Source organism: Streptomyces sp. NPDC020884 (genome assembly GCF_044333935.1).
In the GTDB taxonomy this organism is placed as follows: domain Bacteria; phylum Actinomycetota; class Actinomycetes; order Streptomycetales; family Streptomycetaceae; genus Streptomyces.
Window position 1 is genome coordinate 337317 of sequence record NZ_JBIRRY010000007.1, and the last position, 20851, is coordinate 358167.

Below are 20851 nucleotides of genomic sequence, written 5' to 3' on the forward strand. Positions count from 1 at the left end.
CGCATCGATGAAGTCCCGTATCCACCCCGAGTCCCGTCCGGTGGTCTTCCGTGACCGCGCCGCGGACGTCGCCTTCCTGACCCGCTCGACCGCCGACTCCGGCGAACGCGTGGAGTGGGAGGACGGCAACAGCTATCCCGTCATCGACGTCGAGACCTCGTCGGCGAGTCACCCGTTCTACACCGGCGGTGGCCAGGTGCTCGACACGGCGGGCCGGGTCGAGCGGTTCCGGCGTCGCTACGGCGTCGGCGAGACGCCCCCGAGCTGATCGAACGAGCTCTGATCGGGAGCGGAGTCCGGGATTCCGTGCCGTGGATCACATCTGCGGAGGCGGGTTCCCGGGAACGACCTGGGATGGTTTATCGTTCATCTATACGTGGGTGTGCGGGGGACAGTGTCCCCGGGCCTCACCTGTGGCCCATGGGGAAGATCGCACCGCCGAAGCCCCGTGGAGCCCTTCGCCGAGAGGCGAGGGCCTTCACGCCCGCACTCAAGCCGCCCCGGCTGGATTCCCCCGATCCGGCCGGGGCTTCCCCTTGCCCGGCCGGAAGAGACCTTCCCGGCGCGGGGCCGTCTCCAGGACCAGCGCACCGGCAGCCAGCACCACCGCGCCCAGCGCCGCCCCGGGGCTCCACCACCGCTCGGTCAGCGCCGCGACCGCTGCCCCGGCCACCACCGCCGCCAGCCGCCCCAGCACCCAGCCGTCCCCGCCGCGCAGCTCCCGCAGGGCGAAGCGACCCGCGAGCGAGGTCAGCGTCCCCGTGAAGTAGTTCGTCGGCGTCACCCGTACGCGCCCCTGGACGCCCATCGCGAGCGCCACCAGGGCCAGCACGCCGAGCCGGTCACCGTACGTCGAGACCAGCTCCAGCCCCCACAGCACGGCCGCCGCCCCCAGCAGGACGACCTCCGTCCCCAGCAGCAACGCGACCCGGGGCCCTCGCGACCCGGTCAGCAGCGCACCCGCGGCCACCCCGCAGAAGTACGCCCCCAGGGCGACGGCCACCTTCAACGCCACACCGTCCTCGCCCGCACCGGCGGCCGAAGCCCCGAGCAGCACCAGGTTCCCGGTCATCACCCCGGCGAAGACCTGCCCCACGCACAGGAACACGAACGCGTCCGCCGCCCCGGACGCCGCGGACAGGAGAAGCAGCGCCCCCTCCCCGCGCCACGGCGCATCGCCGGCCCGGGGCGCGGCCGAAGAAGGAGAGGACGGCGGAGACGGCGGGGGCGCCGGGGGAGCGGTGGGCACCCGAGCATTCTCGGCACCCGCCGCTCCCGGACCGGCGCGTCGGCCACGACGCTGCGCGCCGCGGACGACCGTCCCCGCCCCGCCCGCGTCACACGGTCGCGTCGAGGTCCTTCGCATAGTGCTCGATCGCCCGCCGGTACTGCTGGACGTACGGATCCTGGCTGGTGGCGGCCGTCAACTCCAGCAACAGCCGCATCGCCTCCTGGTGCTCGCCGGTGTTGAACAGCGCCATCGCCAGGAACGTCCGCAGCGCGCCGTCGTCCGGGAAGTCCTCGACGCCCCGGCGCAGCGTCTCCACCGCCTGCCCGTACCGGCCGAGGACCCGGTACGTGCTGCCGAGCCCCAGGAGCGCCCCGCGCCGGTCCTCCGTGCCGAGCTCCGGCTTCGCCAGGGCGCGCTCGTAGTACGGAACCGCCTCCGACTCCAGACCCAGCACGTCGTGGATCCACGCCGTCCGGTAGGCCACCTCCGCGTCGTCGGGGTACTCGGCGGTCAGGGCGAGGAGCCGTTCACGCGCCTCCTCGGGCCGCCCCTCCGTACGCAACCGGTAGGCCTCGTCCAGCAGGTCGCTCTTCTCTCGTCCGCTCATGCGCACATCGTCGCAGGCGCTCGCGGACGCCGGGGTGAGATAGAGCGCGGCACCGCGCCCGGGGGGTGTGTTCCGGCCGGTCGGGGGAATCCGTCGCCCATGACAGCAGAGGCGAATCCCCCCGCACGTCAGGGGACATGGGTACGAGTGCTGGTGCGTGGGGCGGTCCTCACGGTGGTGTTGCTGGGGCTGGTGGTGTTCTCCGTGCTGCTCGCCAAGGTGACGCTCACGCCCTCACCGGCCTCCGAGGACCTCGTCACCTCGAATCTCCGCCCCGGGCGCTCGTTGCGCCAGTACGCCGAGGACTACACCTTCCTCGCCGCGTGCAAGCAGGCCGGCGGAAATCTGCTGCTCGGCGTGCCGTTCGGGCTCCTGCTGCCGTTCTTCGTGCCGCGCCGCCTGCGGATGATCCGGACGACGCTGCTGACGGCCGGCGCCATGGTCATCGTCGAACTGATCCAGGGAGCCCTGGTCGCGGGGCGCGCCTTCGACATCGACGACGTCATCCTCAACACGACGGGCGCGCTGCTGGGGTACTTCGTGCTGGGCCGCCGGATCAGCCACCGCTACTACACCTACGCCGACGCCCCCGGCCCCGCCGAACGGCCGGACGAGCCCAAGGCCGAGCAGCAGCGCACGCCGAGGCCGGCCGGCCGCACGAAGACCGCCGGTGCGAAGGCCGCGGCCGCCAAGACCGCAGGTGCGAAGACCGCCGGGACGAAGCCTGCCGCCACCAAGCCCGCCCGCACGAAGGCCGCCGGGACGAAGACCGCCGCCACCAAGCCCGCCCGTACGAAGACCGCCGCCACCAAGGCCGCCCGTACGAAGGCCGCCGCCACCAAGGCCGCCGGCACGAAGACCGCCCGCACGAAGTCCGCTCGTACCGGCACCGCCGCTGCGAAGGCTGCCCCGACGAAGGCCGGCCGCTCCCTGCTCGACCGCTTCCGCAGGCGCTGAGCGGGGGCACCCGTTCGGGCCGGGCCGTTTGCGGGCGGCCCGGACCGGACGCACGGTGAGGACAGATCCTGCGCGCGGATGCCGTACGGATCCCCTGCCGAGGAGGAGCGACATGGCCGAAGGCCAGTGGAGCCCAGGCCGCAAGGAGACGGACGCGGACGAGTTCAGGCCCGTCCTGGACATCGTCGAACCGGCACGCCAGCGGCGGCTGACCGTCCTGCTGCGACTGCTGCTGCTCGTCCCGCACTTCATCGTGCTGTTCTTCCTGCACATCGCGGCGTTCTTCACCGTGATCGTGGGATGGTTCGCGGCCCTGGTGCTGGGGCGGCTGCCCGATCCGGTCTTCCGTTTCCTGACCGGCGTCCTCGGCTACGACATGCGGGTGTCGGCGAGCGACATGCTGCTCATCGACCGCTACCCGCCCTTCGCCCTGACCCCGCCCGCCGACTACCCGGTGCAGATCGAGGTGCGGCCCACCCCGCTGAACCGGCTGGCGGTGCTGTTCCGCGTCTTCCTGATGATCCCGGCGGCGATCGTGCAGAGCCTCGCCGTGTACGGGTGGTGGGCGCTGGCCTTCGTCTGGTGGCTGATCACCCTGTGCCTCGGCCGGATGCCCCGGCCGCTGTTCGAAGCGACGGCGGCCACCCTGCGCTACCGGATGCGGTTCTCCGCTTACGTCATGATGCTCACCCCCGCCTACCCCAAGGGCCTGTTCGGGGACGACGACCTCGCCGTGGTCCAGGGTCCCTCGCGCTCCGCCACCCGCCCGCTGGTCATGAGCAGCGCCGCCAAATGGCTCGTCGTGCTGTTCCTGGTGCTCGGCCTCGCGGGGAACATCACCTCGTCGGTGACCGCCTCGACGTCCGACGACACCTCCGACACCCGTCTCGTCGGACGCTAGGCTCTGTCGTCAGCCTCCGTCGCCGCGGCGTCGGCGTAGCGGCGGGCCAGGTGTGCGAAGGCGTCCCTGAGCTCGGCGGGCCCGACGACCTCGATGTCCACGTCGAACCTGCCGAGCTCGGCGGCCAGACCGGGCCACGACCAGGCGCCCAGGACCACACGGCAGCGGTCCGGTCCGTACTCCTCCACGATCCCGTCGCGGGCATGCCCGGCCACCGAGGAGGCCGGCGCGTCCAGGATCACCTCGCCGCGGCAGGGCCACCGGCCCGGTGGCTCCGAGCCCTGGAACCGGGCGGCGACGAAGGCCGCCACATCCCCGCCCGGCACCGCACGCGGCGTGAACCGGGGGCCCGTGGGGGTGCGCGGGGTGATCCGGTCCGCGCGGAAGGTCCGCCAGTCCTCCCGGTCCAGGTCCCAGGCGACCAGATACCAGCGCCCGCCCCAGGTGACCAGGTGGTGCGGCTCCACCCGCCGCACCGCGGGCGCGGCGTCGGCGGTCGGCGAGGTGAACGCGGGGGAGTGGTCGAAACGCAGCACCTCGTGGGCGTGCACCGCGGCGCTGAGCGCGAGGAGAACGCGCGGATCGGCCTGCGGCCGCGGTGGGCCTCCCGTGCGCTCGACGGCGGTGACCTCCAGGGCGTCGACGCGATGGCGCAGCCGGGCGGGCATGACCTGCCGGACGGTGGTGAGCGCACGGGCCGCGGCCTCCCCGATCCCGGCACCGGTCGCGGCGGCGGTCCGCAGCGCGACGGCGAGGGCGACGGCCTGATCGTCGTCGAACAGCAACGGCGGCAACCGGGCGCCCGCGTCCAGCCGGTATCCGCCCTCCGGCCCCTTGAAAGCCGCGATGGGATATCCCAGTTCCCGCAACCGGTCGACATCACGCCGCACCGTGCGCGGACTGACCTCCAGCCGCTCGGCCAGCAGCCGGCCCGGCCAGTCCCGGCGCGCCTGGAGCAGGGAGAGCAGCGCCAGCAGTCGCGCTGAGGTCTTCGGCATGACGCCAGTATGACCGGAGAAGAGGCCACACCCTGGCCTCTTCCCTTGCGAAGGTTGATCCGTACCGCACGACGGGAACCACCGGAAGGACCCGATCACCATGACCGCACTCCCCACGTCCCCCGACGCCGAGCGGACGGACCTGCTCGCCGCTCTCACCACCGCGCGAGCCGCCCTGATCCGCTCGGTCCAGGGCCTCGGCGACGAACAGGCCGGTGAGCGCCCGACGGTCAGCGCGCTGTGCCTGGGCGGCCTCGTCAAGCACGTCACGGCCATGGAGGAGAGCTGGCTGCGCTTTGTGACCGAGGGCCCGTCGGCGATGTCCTTCGCCCTGCCCGACGGGGTCACCTGGGACGATCTGGCGGCCGGGACGGCACGCGAGTTCCCGACGTGGGCGATCGAGCGGGAGAAGGAGTTCCGGATGCTGCCCGGCGAGACGACCGCCGGGGTCCTCCACGCCTATGAGCAGGTCGCCGCCCGCAGCGAGAAGACCATCCTCACGGTTCCCGACCTCTCGGCGACGCACCCGCTCCCCGAGGCCCCCTGGAGCGACCCCGGCGGCGTGTGGAGCGTACGGCGGGTGCTGACCCATGTCATCACCGAGACCGCCCAGCACGCCGGGCACGCGGATATCCTGCGCGAGACGCTCGACGGGCGGCAGGCGACCTGACCGCCGACGCGCCGCGCGGGGACGCGCGAGGAACCGACGGCAGACAACCGAGGGAAAGGCGTCCCTGTGCAGACGCGCGAGATCGCGGCGGGCCGCCGCACCGCAGGACCCCCGGCCGGCGAGCGCGGCGGGGCGATCCGATGACCGTCCTCGACCACCGGGCGCTCAACCGCGCCACGCTCGCTCGGCAGCTGCTGCTCGACCGGGCCGATCTGCCGGTCGCGGACGCCGTGGCCCACCTCTGCGGCCTCCAGGCGCAGGAACCGCAGGAGCCCTTCGTCGGGCTCTGGTCCCGGCTGACCGCCTTCGACCCGGCGGTCCTCTCGGACCTGCTGACACGGCGCGGCGTGGTGCGCACCCATCTCATGCGCCGCACGGTCCACCTCGTCGCCGCCGAGGACGTCCTGGCCTGGCGGGCCCGTCACGACGCGATGCTGCGTCAACGGGTGCTCGGCGTCTACCGCGACGAGCTGAAGGGCGTCGACCTCGACGAACTCGCCGTGGACGCAAAGGCTTTGATGGCCGACGGGCAACCGCGCACCGCGGCCGAGATCGTGCGGGCGCTCGCCCCGGGCCGGCCCGGGGTGGGGCCCCGGCCCCTGGGCGAGATGGTGGTCGCCGCCCTCGTCCCGATGGCGCAGGCGCCGCCCCGGGGGCTGTGGCGGACGAAGGGCGGGGTGCGCAACGTCGCCCTCTCCTCCTGGCTGGGCCGCCCGGTCGATCCGCCCGCCCCCGACGGCGCCGACCCGGTCGGCCAAGCGCTGGTCCGGCGCTATCTGGCCGCCCACGGACCCGCCGCCACGGCCGACCTGCGTGCCTGGTCGGGCCTGGCCGGACTGCCCGGCGCGGTGGCCGCCGTACGCGGGGAACTGGTCGCCTTCCGCGACGAGCGGGGACGGGAGCTCCTCGACCTCCCGGACGCGCCGCGCCCGGATCCGGACACCCCCGCCCCCGTACGGTTCCTGCCGGCCTTCGACAACGCGATCCTCGGCTATCAGGACCGTGGCCGGATCATCGACGACGCCCACCGCGGCCTCTCGGTCGCCGGTGAGCGCGTGGTGCTGGTCGACGGCCGGGTGGCGGCCACGTGGAGCGTCTCCGAAGGCGCCGTCACGGTGACCCCCTTGCGCGCCTTCTCGCGGGCCGACCGCACCGCCGTGGCCGACCAGGGGCGGGAGCTGGCGTCGTTCCTCTCCGACGGCGAGAGCGACCGGGTCAGGGTGGCGGCCTCGCCGCGCTGAGCGGACCCGGCCGCCGGGAAAGCCCTCGCGTCTGCACGGGCGTACCGGAACTGGCCCATTTTCTGGGGGAGATGGCGGGAGGCGGACTGAAAGCACCGGGCACGGGTCACAGGCAGAACATGACGTCCAGTGACGTAACCCCAGAGCCCGCGCCGAACGGCGACGAAAAGCGGAACGCCCGCCCCTCCCGGGGGTGGCTGAAAGCCCTCGGCGGCTGTGCGGCCGTACTGGTCCTGCTGTTCGCCGGCAGCCGGCTCAGTCTGCTGCCGGGACTCGACGACCTCTTCGGCGAGGAGACCCACGACCGGTCGGGCCCCGCCGTGCTCAAGTCGATCCAGGACATGAGCGCGTACGAGGCGGCCTCGGGGAACTTCCAGGTCGTTGTCGACCTGGAGAAGGACGCGAAGTTCCTCCCCGACGCGGTGCGCGGCACCCGGACCCTGTTCGTCGGGGCGGGCACCGTCGGCGCCTCCGTCGACCTGGGCAAGGTCACCGGGAACGGCGTCGTGGTGAACGAGGACCGCACCACCGCCGAACTCCGGTTGCCGCACGCGGTGCTGGGCAAGCCGGCGCTCGACCCCGACCGCTCCTACGCGGTGTCCAAGCAGCGCGGTCTCCTCGACCGGCTGGGCGACCTCTTCTCCGACAACCCCGGCAGCGAACAGGCGGTCAACCAGCTCGCCGCCGAGCACATCTCACGGGCGGCGAAGGAGGGCGAGCTGACCGCCCGTGCGGAGAAGAACACCGCCGACATGCTGAAGGGGCTGCTCGGTTCTCTCGGCTTCGAGCGCGTCACGGTCCGCTTCGGCGACGACCAGGGGTGATGGCCTCGTACGGGTGGCCGCGCGCACCCCGCGCGGCCACCGGCGAGGGTCCGGCGGGGGCGTTGCCCGCCGCGCACCGCCCTTGACGTGAACGCGTCGGTCGGTATGGTCTAGTCCAAGTGCAAGGCGTTTCCGGACACCTGTCATCAGGCTTGTCCGGCAGGGTACTTGCAGCTCTTCGCGCCTCTTGGCCCCACACTCGCGAGGCCTCGCCGCCGAAGCCGGGCCCCCCACGGCCCGCCACCGCGCGGTGCGGTCTCATGTGAAGGAGAAGCATGCACGCGAAAAGGAAGACCGCACTCGCCGTCGGCGCCCTGCTCGCCCCGGTTCTCGCCCTGAGCCTTCCGGCGAGCTCCGCCAGCGCCCACGGCTACATCTCCAACCCGCCGAGCAGGCAGGCGCAGTGCGCCGCGGGAACGGTCAGCTGCGGCGCCATCAAGTACGAACCGCAGAGCGTCGAGGGCCCCAAGGGGCTCAGCAGCTGCAGCGGCGGCAACAGCGGCTTCGCCGAGCTGGACGACGACTCCAAGGGCTGGTCGGTCACCCCGGTGAACCGCTCCCAGCAGTTCGAGTGGAAGCTCACCGCACGCCACTCGACCAGCACTTGGCAGTACTTCGTCGGCGGCGAGAAGATCGCCGAGTTCGACGACGGCGGCGCGCAGCCCGGCGCGACCGTGACCCATCAGGTCGACTTCGGCAACAAGACCGGCCAGCAGAAGGTCCTGGCCGTCTGGAACATCGCGGACACCTCGAACGCCTTCTACGCCTGCATCGACGTCAACGTCGGCTAGCAGCCTCGCCGGTCGGGGCCCCGGGCCCCTGCCTCCGCCGTGCCCCGGTCGCGCCTCGTCGCGGCCGGGGCACGGCGCTGTTCCGGTGGCCGGAAAACGGCATGGCGCGGCAGACTCGTGTAGTCGAGCGGTTACCCTACGTCAGCTGTCCTGATGGATCATCAGTGCTCGAGGGGACTCCTGAATGAACCGTATGCGTACCGTCTGCGCCGCGCTCGGCATCACCGCCGGACTGATCTCCGCCCCGGCGGCGAGCGCCGCACCGGGGCCCGAGCGGCCCGCGCCCGCCGCCGAGCGCCACGAACCCTGCACCGGCGAGTTCCGCGGCGACGCCCGCCTCGGCCCCAAGTGGCTGCCGAACAAGCGGCTCGCCCCGGTCGGCCCGCTGCTGAAGGGCTGGCAGCGCACCGGCGACCTCGCGCCGAAGGACTTCCTGAAGAAGTACTGGGAGGGGCCCGCGGACACCGGCAGCTGGAAGTACCCGCCCAACGACGGCTTCGCCGAGGTGAACGGCGCGATCGACAAGGAGCCCGTGAAGCTCCGCACCGGCCAGCGCCTGGACCGCTTCGGCTCGGAGTACGGCGGCTACCTGGCCCCCGCCGGCGACGCCTACGCCGAGCGCGCCCTGCCCCCGCAGAACCTGAACACGCGTGACGCGGCCACCCCGTGCGACTACCGCGTCTACAAGGTCGCCAAGCCCTTCTGGGTCTGGCAGGGCGGCATCGCCCCGTGGTTCGAGCAGCCCGGCGGCGGCCAGCAGATCAAGCTCGACGCGGTGTTCCTCGACCCGGGCGAGGGCCAGCGGCTCAACGTGAAGTGGCTGCTGGAACACGCCTATCTGACGCCCGTCGGCGCGTAACCCGCCATGGACCGCCGGGCCCTGCACACCGCACTCGTCGAGGCACGGATCCCCGGCGGCTACTACTGGATCGAGGGCGTCCACGAGCCCGTTCCCACCCCGCCGGACTTCCTCTTCCTCCGGCGGGGCGGGAACGGCGGCTGGGAGACCGGGGCGTTCGAGCGAGGAACCCACGAAGTCCTCGCCCGCCACCCGGACGAGGCCGCCGCCTGCGCGCACCTGCTGAACCTGCTCGTCCGGCCCGCCCCGCACCGGTGACCCTCCCCGCACCGCCTTTTGCCGGACCGGCAAAAAATCTTGTCCGGGCGGGCGCACCGGCCGAATGATCGTGACCGGGCGGCCGGGCTCCCCGGCCCGGCCGCCCGCCGAAGCGTCACGACCGCCCCGCCCGCACGGGGCGCCCGAGGAGGAGCCATGCCGGAGCCCACCCCCCGACCCACGCCGCCCGCGGACCCCGCCGCCCGCCCCTCCACCGTCCTGCCCGGTGCGACGCACCGGACGGTCGACGTCCCCGGCGGCCGGATCCACTGCGTCGAGCAGGGCGCCGGCCCCCTCGTGCTGCTCGTCCACGGCTTCCCCGAGTCCTGGTACTCCTGGCGCCACCAGCTCCCCGCCCTGGCCGCCGCCGGATACCGGGCCGTCGCCATCGACGTACGCGGCTACGGGCGCTCCTCGGCGCCCGCCGCCACCGACGCCTACCGCATGCTCGCCCACGTCGCCGACAACACCGCCGTCGTGCACGCCCTCGGCGAGGAGGCCGCCACCGTCGTCGGACACGACTGGGGCTCGCCCATCGCCGCGAACAGCGCCCTGCTCCGGCCGGACGTCTTCACCGCGGTCGCCCTGCTCAGCGTCCCCTACGCACCGCGTGGAGGCCCCCGCCCCACCGACGGCTTCGCGCGGATCGGCGGCCCCGAGGAGTTCTACGTCAGCTACTTCCAGACCCCCGGCCGGGCCGAGGCGGAGATCGAACCGGATGTACGGGGCTGGCTCGCCGGCTTCTACGCGGGCCTCTCCGGAGACACCCCCGCCCCCGCCGACCGGGGGAGTCTCTTCTTCGTACCGCCGGGCGCGCGCATGGCCGACCGGTTCCCCACCGACCGGCTCCCCGGCTGGCTCGACGAGCGGGACCTCGACGTCTACACCGAGGAGTTCGAACGCACCGGCCTGACCGGCGCGCTCAATCGCTACCGCAACGTCGACCGGGACTGGGAGGACCTCGCCGCCTGGGACGGGACACCGCTCACCCAGCCCTCGATCTTCATCGGCGGCGCCCTGGACTCCTCCACCACCTGGATGTCCGACGCCATCGACGCCTACCCGCGGACCCTCCCCGGCCTGTCCGCCGCCCACATCCTCGAGGGCTGCGGCCACTGGATCCAGCAGGAACGCCCCGACGAGGTCAACCGGCTGCTGACCGACTGGCTGCACGGCCTGCGCTGAGGGACCTCCGGTCCGCGCGGCGCTCGCCTCAGCAGGCCGTGCCGCGGGTCGCCGCCGTCGCCCGCAGGAGATCGCGGACCAGCGTGAAATCGATCTTCTGCGGGTCGCGGAAGCGCAGACAGCCCTTGCCCATGTCCTGGGAGGCCAGCCGGTCGGCGAACGCGTCGCGGACGTCCGTGCGCAGCAGGTAGAACGAGAGGTACTGCTTCTGGTCGGCGAAGGCGATCTCGCCCGTCCCCTCCCGCTCGTAGACGGGCATGCCGTACGCCATCACCTCGCGGAACCCCGTCAGCTCCGCCCGGCACAGCGCGCGCAGCGCCGACAGCGCCTCCCGGCGGGCCTCCGGGGCCTCGGCGAGATACTGATCGACATTCTCCGCGCTGCTCCGGACCATGAGCAGATCGTACGACGGCCCGCAGGGGACCCGGCGGTGTGTCGCACCCCGGGCCCCCTGCGCCCGGTGGGCCAGAGTGGGCAGATGAACACTGCAGGCATGCTGGCCGAAGCGTTCGACCGGGTCGGGGAAGCGGTCCACGCGGCGGTCGAAGGACTCCCGCCCGGCGACCTCAACGCCCGCGTCGAGGTGGGGGCGAACTCGATCTCCTGGCTGGTCTGGCATCTCACCCGCGTCCAGGACGACCACATCGCCGACGCCGCCGGAACCGGACAGATCTGGCTCACCGAAGGCTGGGCCGACCGCTTCGGGCTGCCCTTCGACGAGAGCGCCACCGGCTACGGGCACAGCAGCGACGAGGTGGCCGCCGTCCGTGTGGACTCCGCCGCAGCCCTCCTCGGCTACTTCGACGCCGTGCACGAGCGGACCCTGGACTTCGTCGCCGGGCTGGAGGGCCACGCCCTCGACCGGATCGTCGACGCGGGCTGGTCGCCCCCGGTGACCCTGGGCGTCCGGCTGATCAGCGTCATCGCCGAGGACCTCCAGCACGCGGGCCAGGCCGCATTCGTCCGCGGGATGCTCGAACGCGCCTGAGAACCGGCGGCGGGAGCCGGGACCGCGCACACCCGTGCGCGGTCCCACCGGCGGTGCCATACTCGGAAGGAGTCGGCTGGACAGGCTTGCCATCGTCCGAAAGGTGACCGTCATGAGCTGGGCATCTTGGACGACCAGCGGGGTCTTCGCGGGGACCGGCGGAGTGCGCACCCAAGAAGCGGGCATCCTCAGCGGCGACCTCACCGTGCACACGACCTGGTCCGACGGACAGGCGTCGGTGGCCGTGCAGTACAGCGGCTCCTCGGACTGGTTCACCCTCACCGGCAGCCCCGTGCCGTGCCCCTCCGAGGCGGAGAGCCGCACCTTCCACCAGAGCGTGGTCGAAGCGGTCCGCGCCGGGGAGGGTGCGACGGTCCCGCCGGTCGGAGCGGAACCCGCATAGCGTTCGCCGGACACGCCCTAGAGTGGATCACCGGATCCGTCCCCCGAGGGACGGGCGGGCGGTACACGGGGCGAGGAGCGGGTCACATGGGGCGTGCGGGCACACGGCGGTCGAGGACGCGGAAGAACCGGCCGTTCTGGGTGGAGCTGCCGCTCCTCATCGGTATGGCCCTGGTGCTGGCCCTGCTCATCAAGACCTTCCTGGTGCAGGCCTTCTCGATCCCCTCGGACTCCATGCAGAACACCCTGCAGCAGGGCGACCGGGTCCTGGTCGACAAGCTGACCCCGTGGTTCGGATCCGAGCCGGAACGCGGCGAGGTGATCGTCTTCCACGACCCGGCCGACTGGCTCGCGGGCGTGCCCGTGGACGAGCCCAACACCGTGCAGAAAGTCCTCAGCTTCGTCGGCGTGATGCCCTCCGCCGAGGAGAAGGACCTCATCAAGCGGGTCATCGGCGTCGCGGGCGACACCGTGGAGTGCGCGGGCGACGGCCCGGTGAAGGTCAACGGCACCGCCCTGGACGAGCCGTACGTCTTCCCCGGCAACAGCCCTTGCAGCAACGACGAGGGCGGCCGGTTCAAGGTCACCGTGCCCGACGGCAGGGTCTGGGTGATGGGGGACCACCGCCAGGCCTCCGCGGACTCCCGCTACCACCAGGACGACCCCCACCGGGGGATGGTCCCGGTCGACGAGGTCGTCGGCCGGGCCGTCGTCATCGCCTGGCCGGTCGGCCGCTGGAGCACCCTGCCGGTGCCGGCCACCTTCGAGAAGGTGGCCGACCCGTCCTGAGGGGCGTCTAGCGCGGTGCGAAGTTCCGTACGTAGCGGCGCTGCCAGGGCGTTTCCACCGCCCGCGGGTGGTAGCCGGCGCGCACGAACGCCACCGCCCCGCCTGCGGGGACCCCGTCCAGCACGGCCAGACAGGCCAGCGCCGTCCCGGTGCGGCCCATCCCGCCGCCGCAGGCCACCTCGACCCGTTCGCCGGCGGCCCGGTCCCACACCTCCTGGAAGAGGTCCCGCGCCGCCGCCCGGTCCGCCGGGAGCCGGAAGTCCGGCCACCGCAGCCACCGCGACTCCCAGCCGACCGGGGGCGGGGTGCGGCCCAGGAGGTGGACGGAGAAATCCGGTGCGGGGCCCGCGGGCAGGGGCTTGCGCAGCCCCCGGCCGCGCACCAGCCGGCCGGAGGGAAGGGCCAGGACGGCGGGGTCGGCAGCGTTCCACGTCTCGGTCACGGGTCCCAATCTAACGACCCGGCGACCGCCGGTGGCACGCATCGCGGGAGCGGGCCGGGGATCAGACGGCGGTGTCGAGATCCTGCGCGAGCAGCTCCGCCAGCTCCTCGACCGCCGCCCGCGCCCCCTCGCCCTCGGCGCTGAGCACCACGGTCTCCCCGTGCGGCGCCGCCAGGGCCAGCACCGCGAGCATGCTGCGGGCGTCGACCGGGTCGCGGCCCTCGCGGGCGATGGTCACCTTGACCGGCTGGCGGGCGGCGGCCTTGACGAACAGCGACGCCGGGCGGGCGTGCAACCCGCTGCGGGAGGCTATGGCGACGGTCTGCTGGTGCATGGATCACTCCTCGGTGGTGGACGAACGGTTGGCGGGACGGGGGGTGCGTGTGCGCGGTGTTCAGGCGGCGACGCTGACCCGGGAGTCGCCGGGGTCCGTGGCGCCGGCGTCCCCGGCCGGGGACGAAGCCGTCCGGCGTGCGCCCTTGAGCAGGACCACGAGGGCCGTCGCCACCAGCGTTCCGGCGGCGATGGCGAGCAGGTAGAGGAAGGGCTCACCGATCAGCGGGACGACGAACACGCCGCCGTGCGGGGCGCGCAGGGTCGCGCCGAAGGCCATCGACAGGGCGCCGGTGACCGCGCCGCCCGCCATCACCGACGGGATGACCCGCAGCGGATCGGCGGCGGCGAACGGGATCGCGCCCTCGGTGATGAACGAGGCGCCCAGCACCCAGGCCGCCCGGCCGTTCTCGCGCTCGGTCTTCGTGAACAGCCTCTTGCGCACGGTGGTCGCGAGCGCCATCGCCAGCGGCGGGACCATCCCGGCGGCCATGACCGCGGCCATCACCTTCAGGCTGCCGTCGGTCGGGTCGGCGAGACCGCCGACCGCGAAGGCGTACGCCACCTTGTTCAGCGGGCCGCCCATGTCGAAGCACATCATCAGGCCGAGGACCACGCCGAGGATCACCGCGTTGGAGCCCGACAGACCGTTCAGCCAGTCCGTGAGCGCGCTCTGCAACGAGGCGATGGGCTTGCCCACCACGATGAACATCAGGAAGCCCACGACCGCCGAGGCGATCAGGGGGATCACCAGGACCGGCATGATGCCGCGCAACGTCGCGTGGACCGGGACCCGCTGAATGGCCATCACCACCGCACCGGCCAGCAGACCGGCGACCAGACCGCCGAGGAACCCGGCGTTCACGGTGAGCGCGATGGCCCCGCCGACGAATCCCGGCACCAGCGCCGGCCGGTCCGCCATCCCGTACGCGATGTACCCGGCCAGCACCGGCACCAGGAAGCCGAAGGCCGCCGAGCCGATCTGGTTGAGCAGCGCGCCCCAGCTGTCCATCTCGCCCCACACGAAGTGGTCGGCCACCGACTTGGCGCTCGCTATCTCGTAGCCGCCGATGGCGAACGACAGGGCGATCAGCAGCCCGCCCGCCGCGACGAACGGCACCATGTAGCTCACGCCGGACATCAGATACGTACGCAGCCGGACGCCGAAGTGCGCGTGATCAGCGCCGGATCCCTCCGCTTCCCCGGAACCGGTGGCCCCGTCTTCCCCGGGAGCGGTGGCGATCTCCCCGCGTTCCGCCTTGCGGCGGGCCTCGGCGATCAGCTCGGCGGGCCGGTTGACGCCGGCCTTCACCCCCACGTCGACCAGCGGCTTGCCGCGGAAGCGGGCCTTCTCCCGGACCTCCACGTCGTGCGCCCAGATCACGGCGTCCGCCGCCGCGACGACGGCGGGGTCCAGCTTCTTGAAGCCGGCCGAGCCCTGGGTCTCCACCGTCACCTCGACCCCCACGGCGCGGCCCGCCGCGGCCAGCGACTCGGCGGCCAGGTAGGTGTGGGCGATACCGGTGGGGCAGGAGGTGACGGCGACGATCCGGAAGGGGGCGCTCCCGTCCGCTTCGCCGGTCCCGGTCTCCGGCTCCGCCCGCTCCGGGCCGGGGGCGGGCGCCTTCGTCGGCTCCTCTCCCCGGATCAGCGCGGCCACCTCCCGGGGGTCCGTCGCGGCGCGCAGCGCCGCGGTGAACTCCGGGTCCATCAGCCTGCGGGCCAGGCCCGAGAGGATGGTGAGGTGGTCGTCGTCGGCCCCGGCCGGGGCCGCGATGAGGAAGACCAGGTCGGCCGGACCGTCGGCCGCCCCGAAGTCGATGCCCCCTTCGCTGCGCCCGAAGGCGAGCGTCGGGGCGCTCACGTGCTCGCTGCGGCAGTGCGGGATGCCGATGCCGCCGTCGAGCCCGGTCGGCATCTGCGCCTCACGGGCCGCGACGTCGGCCAGGAAGCCGTCGAGATCGGTGACGCGGTGTGCGGCCACCATCCGCTCGGCGAGCGACCTCGCGGCGGCGTCCTTCGTTGCGGCGGACAGATCGAGGTCGACCAGTTCCGCGGTGATCAGCTCACTCATCGCGGTGCTCCTTGCTCGGGGACCGCCCTGGGGCGGCTCGGGGGGACGGGGCGGCGGGCTCGTACGGGTGGCTGCCGTACGGGAGTTGCGGGGGGTGACGGTGGTGCGGGGGTCATGGGGCGGGCTCCGTCAGCTCGCGGTCCAGCGGGACGTCGGAGGTCGTCACGACCGACGGCAGATCGAGGTCGGCAGGGGTGGGCATGAGGCTCCCTGCCAGCTGTACGGCCGCGGCCCCGTGGGCGACGGCCGAGGCGAGCGCCTCCGGGCCCCGTCCGCCCGCCGCCAGGAAGCCGGCCAGGGACGCGTCCCCGGCGCCGACATTGCTGCGCACGGCGGCCACCGGTGCGGTGGCGAAGTACGCTCCCGACGCCTCGACCAGCAGCTGCCCGTCGGCGCCCAGACTGGCCAGCACCGACCGGGCGCCGCGCCCGCGCAGCTCCTCGGCCGCCTTCAACGCGTCGCCCACCGTGGTGAGCGGCCGGCCGACGGCCTCGGCGAGCTCCTGGGCGTTGGGCTTGATCACGTCGGGCCCCTGGGCCAGCGCGGCGGTCAGCGCCGGTCCGGAGGTGTCCAGCGCGATCCGCGCACCGTCCCGGTGGGTCCGCTCGACCAGCTCCGCGTACCACTGGGGCGGCAACCCGCGCGGCAGGCTCCCGCAGCAGGCGATCCAGTCGGCGGCGGGCGCGTGGGCCCGCACGGTCTCCAGAACGTCCCGCGCCTCGGCCGGACTCAGCTCGGGACCCGCCGCGTTGATCTTGGTGAGGGTGCCGTCGGGTTCGACGAGCGTGACGTTGATCCTGGTGTGCCCGGCGATCGGCACGCCTGCGGCCTCGATGCCGAGATCGCCGAGCAGCCGGCTGAGCAGCGCGCCCTCCGGCCCGCCCATCGGGGCGACGGCGACGCTGCGGTGACCGGCCGCCGCGACCGCGCGGGAGACGTTGACGCCCTTGCCGCCCGGGTCGACGCGGTCCGCCGTGGCGCGCAGCACGGTGCCGCGCGCGAGGGCGGGCAGTTCGTAGGTGCGGTCCAGGCTGGGGTTGGGGGTGACGGTGAGGATCATGCGCGTACTACTTCCGTGCCCCGGCTCTCGATGGAGCGGGCGTCGTCGGGGCTCAGGCCCGTGTCGGTGATGAGCAGGTCCACATCGCCGAGATCGCCGAAGCGGGCGAAGTGCTCCTGGCCGAACTTGCCGGAGTCGGCGAGCAGGACGACCCGGCGGGCCGCCCGGATCACCGCCCGCTTCACCGCGGCCTCGGCGAGGTCGGGCGTGGTGAGACCGCTGTCGGGGGAGAAGCCGTTGGTGGCGAGGAAGACCACGTCGGCGTTGATCTCGGCGTACGAGCCGAGCGCCCAGGCGTCGACCGCCGCGCGGGTTCGGTGCCGGACCCGGCCGCCCACCAGGTGCAGCGCGATGCCGGGGTGGTCGGCGAGCCGGGCGGCCACCGGCAGCGCGTGCGTCACCACGGTCAGCGTCGCGTCGACCGGTACGGCGGCGGCGAGCCGCGCGGTCGTGGTCCCGGCGTCGACGATCACATTGCCGTCGGCGGGCAGCTCGGCGAGGGCGGCCTGCGCGATGCGGTCCTTCTCGTCGGCGGCGAGGGCGTCGCGCTCGGCGAGGTCGGGCTCGAAGTCGAGCCGCCCGACCGGGATCGCCCCACCGTGCACCCGGCGCAGCAGTCCCGCCCTGTCCAGGGCCTTGAGGTCGCGCCGGACGGTCTCGGCCGTCACCTGGAACTCCTCGGCCAGGGACAGCACGTCGACCCGCCCGCTCTCCTGCGCGAGGCGGAGGATCTCCTGCTGACGCTCCGGTGCGTACATGTGGTTTCGTTTCCGTTTCATGCCCGAGTCTGTGGTTTCGCGCTCAGGTTACGTCCGAGGTACGGGAATGTAAACACAATCGGGCGAGGAAGAGGCATGAACGGAAAGGTGCGTCCACGTGTCGACGTGTGGACGCACGGCCGGGCGCACGGCCGGGCGGGGCGCACCGTGCACGGTGCGCCCCGCCCGGCGGGTCGGGTCACCGGGTTTCGGGCGCCTCGCTCAGGGGACGGGCCAGCAGGGGGGCTCCCGGGATCTGATGGCCGCCGCTGGCGAGCATGCGCACCTCGCCCCGGTCGCTGATCTCGGCGCGGACGATCCCCGTCTCGTCCTCGTACACCGGGAATCCGCCCGCCCCCAGCCGGTCGGTCAGCCGGACGGAGACCACGTCGTCCGCGGCGCCGGACATCTGGAAGATGAGCTCGTAACGCTCCGTGTGAACCATGTGATCCATGACGGCCTCCCGGCCGGGCGCGGCAGAATACGGCCCTGCCGTCATTGTTTCGCACTCCGGCGTCCGCCGCCCGGGGAGCGACGGCCAACGGGCGGACCCGTCCGGTCGATCGGGTGACTCCCCGGTAGGACAACATGACCGGTGGTTCAAAGGGCTAGGCATGCGTGCATGAGACTTGAGCCTCGACGAATGAACAGTGCCTCCTCCCGTTCCCGCACCCTCAAGACGGTCGGCGCCCTCGGCTTGGCCGCCGCCACGGCCGTTCTGATGACCGGATGCGGTCAGAGCTCGGACAGCGCGACGAGCGCGGCCACCTCCGAGGCCGCGAAGGTCGTCCCGCAGAAGCAGACGACGTCGCCCTCGGCCAGCGCCCAGCTGACCGAGGACCAGCAGGAGCGCAAGAAGGTGCTCGACGCCACGAAGGTCACCTTCGACGACGCCGCCACCACCGCCACCGGCGAGGTGGCCGGGGGCAAGCTGGTCGACCTGGACCTGGAGGGTGTGGACGACGACGACAGCGACCAGAGCCCCAGCCCGACCGGATCCGGCAGCCCCACCGGCTCGGCCAGCCCTTCGGGTTCGGCCAGCCCGTCCGGCTCCGCGAGCCCCAGCGGAACCGGCACGTCCAGCCCGAGCGCGAGTCCGGGCGCCGAGGGCCCGGTCTGGGTCGCTGAGGTCGCCGAGAAGGACGGCACGATCCACACCGTCCGCATCAACGCGGTCGACGGCAAGGTGATCGAGGCCCGGGTCGACGCGGATCAGGACGCGGACGACAAGAAGCAGACGGCCGACCGGCTCGCCCAGGCCACCCAGACCCCGCAGCAGGCTGCCAAGGTCGCCACCGAGAAGCAGAAGGGGACGGTCACCTCCGTCGGCCTCGACGACGAGGGCGACACCGTCATCTGGCAGGTCGACGTGGTCGGTTCCGACTGGAAGAAGACGACCTTCGACGTGGACGCCAAGAACGACACCATCGTCCGTGAAGAGACCGACAACGACTGAACGGCCCCACCGAAGTGAAGAAGGGGTACGCCGGACACCCGGCGTACCCCTTCTTCGCGCTACCGGCGTCCGCCGCCCGGCTTTCCACGGCCGAGCAGCCGGCAGACGAAGTCCTCCTGAAGCTCGCGGAGGGTGGCCAGCAGCCGTGGGTTGGTCGTGCTGTTCACCTGGGAGGTGAGCGAGACGGTCAGCGACCGCTTGCCGTCCTTGGTCCCCGCGGCCAGCTGGGTGTAACCGGGGAAGTTGCCCGTGTGGCCGTACACGGTGCCGCAGCGCGTCGTGTACGAGAACACGCCGAGACCGGCCCTGTTGCGCCCCGGACCGGCGGGTTCGGAGCTGCCCGCCACGAAGGACAGCTGCTGCCGGCGGACCTGGGGGCCGAGGCCCAGCCCGCCGGCGTAGCCCCGGATGAAGGTCCCCAGGTCCCGGGGTGTGGAGACGATGCCGCCCGACGCCCACACGCCCGAGGCGCCGAGCACCGTGCTGATGTCCTCCGGCGGGGCCGGCGGGTCCACCGCGTAGCCGTGCAGGTAGGGCTCCGGCAGCCGGTAGCCCTGCGGGAGGCTGGTGTCGCGCAGGCCGAGCGGCCGGTAGACGAGTTCGGCGAGGAGCTTCTCGTACCGCTGCCCCGTCGCCGCCTCGGCCATCAGGGCCACGGCGATGTTGTCGGAGTTGGAGTAGCGGTACGCCGACCCCGGCCGGAACCGCAGCGGGTCCCCGGCGACGTAGTCCAGCAGTCGGCGGGAGTCGAAGTGCCTGCGCGGATCGGCCGTGACTTCGGCGATGAACGTCGGGTCCTCGGTGTAGTCGGGGAGCCCGCTCGTGTGGTTCAGGAGCTGGCGCAGCGTCACCCGGTGCCAGGCTCGGGGCAGCCGGGGCAACCGCCGCCCGATGGTGTCGTCCAGGGCGAGCGCGCCCCGCTCGGCCAGTTGCAGAGCGACCGAGCCGCTGAAGGCCTTCGCCGTGCTGGCGATCCGCATGTGGTCGGTCGTCCGGGGCGGACGACCGGTCCCGATCTGCGACGTACCCGCCCGGTACACCTCGTCCCTGCCGCCCACGGTGAGGACGGCGATGGCGCCGGGCGGCCCTCCGGGGGTGTCCACGAGAGCCTGGAGCCCGCGCTGCAACGCACGGTCGGCCGGTCCGTGCGGCCCTTCGCCGCCGTCCCCGCCCGCGTGGGCCGGACCGGTCATCAGGCCGGTGAGCGAGGCGGCCGCCAGGGCCCCGACGACGGCTCTTCGCCGCAGGGGCCGGACGCGGGAGAACAGGGTGTCCGGAACGGATCGTGCTGGCACGGGGTCCTCCTGGGAGCGTGGGCGTGGGGCGGGCGGAGCGGTGCGCTCCGTCCCCGCGAGCCCCAGCATCGGGCGGCCGGGCGGGGCCTGCCCCCGAGGTGGACCATCCGGCCGATCACCGCCACACCGTCGGCGGGACGCACGCAGCCGCCCGCCCGCTTCCGGGCTGCCCCCCCCGCCGGCGCGGGTCCCTCCGGAGGGCCGACGGTCATCGGGCCGGGGGAGCGCCCCCGCTCAGATCCAGGACGTACCGCCGCCCGGGGCGGTCGCCGAACATCACGTCCTCCAGCGGCTCGAACCCGGTGCGCGCCAGCACCGCGCGGGAGCCCGTGTTGTCCAGCGTCGTCTCCGCGCGCAGCGCGGTGAGCCCGTACTCCCGGACCGCCAGAACACAGACCTGCTGTACCGCCCAGGTGGCCAGCCCCCGCCCCGAGGCCTTCTCCGCTATCCGGTAGCCCAGCTCGGCCGAACCGTCCTGCACCCCGATGAGGTTGATCCGGCCGAGGACACCCCCGTCGTCGTCCTCGATGAGATGGAAGTGCAGCAGCCCCGCGTCCTGTTCGGCGAGCAGCGCGCGGTGGCGTTCGGCGAACTCGGCGAAATAGTCGTCGCCCCGGTCGGGAATGGACGCGGCGAAGTAGGCCCGGTTCTCCCGCTCGAAGGCGAACAGGGCCTCGGCGTGGTCGGGACGGAGTCGGCTGATGGACGTCATACCGGGATGCTAGGGGCTGC

Annotated in this window: 26 protein-coding genes; 14 read left to right on the top strand and 12 right to left on the bottom strand. The window is 73.1% G+C overall.

Annotation, left to right across the window (positions count from 1 at the left end; genetic code table 11):
- Positions 1-7 precede the first annotated feature (7 nt).
- Positions 8-268: a type B 50S ribosomal protein L31 gene (locus tag ACH4UK_RS22905; RefSeq protein WP_398358992.1), complete on the top strand. Its 261-nt coding sequence runs from the start codon at positions 8-10 to the stop codon at positions 266-268.
- A gap of 222 nt (positions 269-490) precedes the next feature.
- On the opposite strand, the gene ACH4UK_RS22910 is transcribed toward ACH4UK_RS22905, so the two are convergent.
- Together ACH4UK_RS22910 and ACH4UK_RS22915 are read right to left on the bottom strand one after the other, a co-directional pair.
- Positions 491-1249 carry a YoaK family protein gene (locus ACH4UK_RS22910; protein WP_398358994.1) on the bottom strand — a complete coding sequence of 253 codons (759 nt, stop codon included), beginning with the start codon at positions 1247-1249 and terminating at the stop codon, positions 491-493.
- Positions 1250-1337: 88 nt separating this feature from the next.
- Entirely contained in the window at positions 1338-1838 is a 501-nt protein-coding gene (locus ACH4UK_RS22915; RefSeq protein WP_398358996.1) for a tetratricopeptide repeat protein, read from the bottom strand.
- Between the two features lie 147 nt (positions 1839-1985).
- Between ACH4UK_RS22915 and ACH4UK_RS22920 the strand changes: the two genes are divergently transcribed.
- The gene (locus tag ACH4UK_RS22920; protein ID WP_398359253.1) at positions 1986-2795 is read left to right on the top strand and encodes a VanZ family protein; all 810 of its coding nucleotides are present in this window, start codon (positions 1986-1988) and stop codon (positions 2793-2795) included.
- Between the two features lie 112 nt (positions 2796-2907).
- Positions 2908-3696: a DUF4389 domain-containing protein gene (locus tag ACH4UK_RS22925; protein WP_398358998.1), complete on the top strand. Its 789-nt coding sequence runs from the start codon at positions 2908-2910 to the stop codon at positions 3694-3696.
- Here ACH4UK_RS22925 and ACH4UK_RS22930 read toward each other — a convergent pair.
- Positions 3693-4694, bottom strand: coding sequence for a helix-turn-helix transcriptional regulator (locus ACH4UK_RS22930; RefSeq protein WP_398359000.1), 1002 nt, complete (start codon positions 4692-4694; stop codon positions 3693-3695). The two genes, ACH4UK_RS22925 and ACH4UK_RS22930, sit on opposite strands and share 4 nt — an antisense overlap.
- Positions 4695-4794: 100 nt before the next feature.
- Between ACH4UK_RS22930 and ACH4UK_RS22935 the strand changes: the two genes are divergently transcribed.
- From ACH4UK_RS22935 to ACH4UK_RS22965, 7 genes are all read left to right on the top strand, one after another.
- The gene (locus ACH4UK_RS22935; RefSeq protein ID WP_398359002.1) at positions 4795-5364 is read left to right on the top strand and encodes a DinB family protein; all 570 of its coding nucleotides are present in this window, start codon (positions 4795-4797) and stop codon (positions 5362-5364) included.
- Positions 5365-5504: 140 nt separating this feature from the next.
- Entirely contained in the window at positions 5505-6605 is a 1101-nt protein-coding gene (locus ACH4UK_RS22940; protein WP_398359004.1) for a winged helix DNA-binding domain-containing protein, read from the top strand.
- A gap of 119 nt (positions 6606-6724) precedes the next feature.
- On the top strand, positions 6725-7429 hold the full coding sequence (locus tag ACH4UK_RS22945) for a DUF4230 domain-containing protein (protein WP_398359006.1): 705 nt from the start codon (positions 6725-6727) through the stop codon (positions 7427-7429).
- Positions 7430-7704: 275 nt separating this feature from the next.
- Entirely contained in the window at positions 7705-8220 is a 516-nt protein-coding gene (locus ACH4UK_RS22950) for a lytic polysaccharide monooxygenase auxiliary activity family 9 protein (RefSeq protein ID WP_398359007.1), read from the top strand.
- Between the two features lie 184 nt (positions 8221-8404).
- On the top strand, positions 8405-9079 hold the full coding sequence (locus tag ACH4UK_RS22955) for a TNT domain-containing protein (protein ID WP_398359009.1): 675 nt from the start codon (positions 8405-8407) through the stop codon (positions 9077-9079).
- 6 nt (positions 9080-9085) lie between these two features.
- Positions 9086-9337, top strand: coding sequence for a hypothetical protein (locus ACH4UK_RS22960; RefSeq protein WP_398359011.1), 252 nt, complete (start codon positions 9086-9088; stop codon positions 9335-9337).
- 156 nt (positions 9338-9493) lie between these two features.
- Positions 9494-10522, top strand: a complete 1029-nt coding sequence (locus ACH4UK_RS22965; protein WP_398359012.1) for an alpha/beta fold hydrolase — start codon at positions 9494-9496, stop codon at positions 10520-10522.
- Positions 10523-10550: 28 nt separating this feature from the next.
- Here the strand turns inward: ACH4UK_RS22965 and ACH4UK_RS22970 are convergent, their stop codons facing one another.
- Positions 10551-10916, bottom strand: coding sequence for an iron chaperone (locus tag ACH4UK_RS22970; RefSeq protein ID WP_398359014.1), 366 nt, complete (start codon positions 10914-10916; stop codon positions 10551-10553).
- A gap of 84 nt (positions 10917-11000) precedes the next feature.
- Here ACH4UK_RS22970 and ACH4UK_RS22975 point away from each other — a divergent pair, with 84 nt between their 5' ends.
- From ACH4UK_RS22975 to lepB, 3 genes are all read left to right on the top strand, one after another.
- Complete coding sequence (locus ACH4UK_RS22975) at positions 11001-11510, top strand: DUF664 domain-containing protein (RefSeq protein WP_398359016.1); 510 nt, start codon at positions 11001-11003, stop codon at positions 11508-11510.
- Positions 11511-11622: 112 nt separating this feature from the next.
- Entirely contained in the window at positions 11623-11913 is a 291-nt protein-coding gene (locus ACH4UK_RS22980) for a hypothetical protein (protein WP_398359018.1), read from the top strand.
- Positions 11914-11999: 86 nt separating this feature from the next.
- Positions 12000-12701: a signal peptidase I gene (gene lepB / locus ACH4UK_RS22985; RefSeq protein WP_398359020.1), complete on the top strand. Its 702-nt coding sequence runs from the start codon at positions 12000-12002 to the stop codon at positions 12699-12701.
- 7 nt (positions 12702-12708) lie between these two features.
- Here the strand turns inward: lepB and ACH4UK_RS22990 are convergent, their stop codons facing one another.
- From ACH4UK_RS22990 to ACH4UK_RS23015, 6 genes are all read right to left on the bottom strand, one after another.
- Positions 12709-13143: a protein-tyrosine phosphatase family protein gene (locus ACH4UK_RS22990; protein ID WP_398359022.1), complete on the bottom strand. Its 435-nt coding sequence runs from the start codon at positions 13141-13143 to the stop codon at positions 12709-12711.
- Positions 13144-13204: 61 nt separating this feature from the next.
- The gene (locus ACH4UK_RS22995; protein ID WP_398359024.1) at positions 13205-13477 is read right to left on the bottom strand and encodes an HPr family phosphocarrier protein; all 273 of its coding nucleotides are present in this window, start codon (positions 13475-13477) and stop codon (positions 13205-13207) included.
- A gap of 60 nt (positions 13478-13537) precedes the next feature.
- Complete coding sequence (locus ACH4UK_RS23000) at positions 13538-15550, bottom strand: fructose-specific PTS transporter subunit EIIC (RefSeq protein ID WP_398359026.1); 2013 nt, start codon at positions 15548-15550, stop codon at positions 13538-13540.
- A gap of 112 nt (positions 15551-15662) precedes the next feature.
- Positions 15663-16610 (bottom strand): 1-phosphofructokinase, encoded by a 948-nt coding sequence (pfkB, locus tag ACH4UK_RS23005; protein ID WP_398359028.1) that lies wholly within the window; start codon positions 16608-16610, stop codon positions 15663-15665.
- Positions 16607-17368: a DeoR/GlpR family DNA-binding transcription regulator gene (locus tag ACH4UK_RS23010; protein ID WP_398359255.1), complete on the bottom strand. Its 762-nt coding sequence runs from the start codon at positions 17366-17368 to the stop codon at positions 16607-16609. Before ACH4UK_RS23010 ends, pfkB begins: the two co-directional genes overlap by 4 nt.
- 199 nt (positions 17369-17567) lie before the next feature.
- Positions 17568-17813 carry a DUF6296 family protein gene (locus ACH4UK_RS23015; protein ID WP_398359257.1) on the bottom strand — a complete coding sequence of 82 codons (246 nt, stop codon included), beginning with the start codon at positions 17811-17813 and terminating at the stop codon, positions 17568-17570.
- Positions 17814-18011: 198 nt separating this feature from the next.
- On the opposite strand from ACH4UK_RS23015, the gene ACH4UK_RS23020 reads away from it, so the two are divergent.
- Positions 18012-18824 carry a PepSY domain-containing protein gene (locus ACH4UK_RS23020; protein ID WP_398359030.1) on the top strand — a complete coding sequence of 271 codons (813 nt, stop codon included), beginning with the start codon at positions 18012-18014 and terminating at the stop codon, positions 18822-18824.
- A gap of 59 nt (positions 18825-18883) precedes the next feature.
- On the opposite strand, the gene ACH4UK_RS23025 is transcribed toward ACH4UK_RS23020, so the two are convergent.
- Both ACH4UK_RS23025 and ACH4UK_RS23030 read right to left on the bottom strand, forming a co-directional pair.
- Positions 18884-20188: a serine hydrolase domain-containing protein gene (locus ACH4UK_RS23025; RefSeq protein WP_398359032.1), complete on the bottom strand. Its 1305-nt coding sequence runs from the start codon at positions 20186-20188 to the stop codon at positions 18884-18886.
- A 139-nt stretch (positions 20189-20327) separates the two neighbouring features.
- Positions 20328-20831 carry a GNAT family N-acetyltransferase gene (locus tag ACH4UK_RS23030; protein WP_398359033.1) on the bottom strand — a complete coding sequence of 168 codons (504 nt, stop codon included), beginning with the start codon at positions 20829-20831 and terminating at the stop codon, positions 20328-20330.
- Positions 20832-20851: the final 20 nt, after the last annotated feature.